This is a genomic window from Streptomyces hilarionis, from assembly GCF_024539675.1.
GTDB lineage: Bacteria > Actinomycetota > Actinomycetes > Streptomycetales > Streptomycetaceae > Streptomyces > Streptomyces hilarionis.
In genome coordinates this window covers 1-791 of the sequence record NZ_JAHHIT010000375.1, presented here as the reverse complement: position 1 = coordinate 791, position 791 = coordinate 1, and the positions used below count along the sequence as shown (strand labels likewise).

General features: G+C 71.2%; 1 protein-coding gene. It reads right to left on the bottom strand.

The window, feature by feature from the left end; genetic code table 11:
• Window positions 1-58: 58 nt before the first annotated feature.
• The gene (locus KMS84_RS38710; protein WP_256921240.1) at window positions 59-739 is read right to left on the bottom strand and encodes a class I SAM-dependent methyltransferase; all 681 of its coding nucleotides are present in this window, start codon (window positions 737-739) and stop codon (window positions 59-61) included.
• Window positions 740-791: the final 52 nt, after the last annotated feature.

Genomic DNA, 791 nt, shown 5'->3' with positions numbered 1-791 from the left:
CCCCCGGCGACCCCGGCACCCCCGGCACCTCCGGCACCGTCCGGTCGCCCGGCACCGCCTACATCGCCCGCACCGCCCGTACCCAGATCCGGTCCTGGGTCAGGTACCGGTCCACGCGCAGGCCCGCTTCCGCGAGCGCCTCTTCGAACTGTTCCTTGGTCAGGGGCCGGGTCCGGAAGGTCTGGGTCCAGACCGCGTCGGGGAACTCGTACTCCGCGCGCACGGTGTGGACCCCGTCCACGACGGGCCCGGCCGAGGCTATGCGTACGGTGAAGCCGCTCGGGTCGACGCGTTCGCGGGGCAGGTCGGAGTGGTAGTCGTCCCCTTCACGTTGGATCAGGACGCAGCCGTCGTCGGCGAGGTGGCGTGCGCAGGCCTGGAGCATCCTTCGCCGTGTGGCGAGGTCGCCGTTGTGCACGAGGAACGACGCGAGCATCACCACGTCGAACGTCTCGCCCAGGTCGAGGTCCTCGATGGGGTTGCATATGGTGCGCGCCCCCCGGACCCGTTCGAGCATGTCGGCGGACTCGTCCACCGCTGTGACCGTGAACCCGCGTTGCAGCAGGGCGTGGGTCACCCGCCCTACGCCGCTGCCCAGTTCGAGGATGTGGGAGCCCGGGGGCACTGCCGCGGAGATGACGTCCGGCTCGTCGCCCACCGGCAGGCGTGCGTAGAACTCGACCGCGCAGCCGTCCGGGGTGATCGCACCGGGGCCGGTTCCCTGGTATCCGTCTCGCATGTGTGGCGTCATGTCTGGCGAACGGATGGGGTGGGGGCGGCTGTTCCGGGGG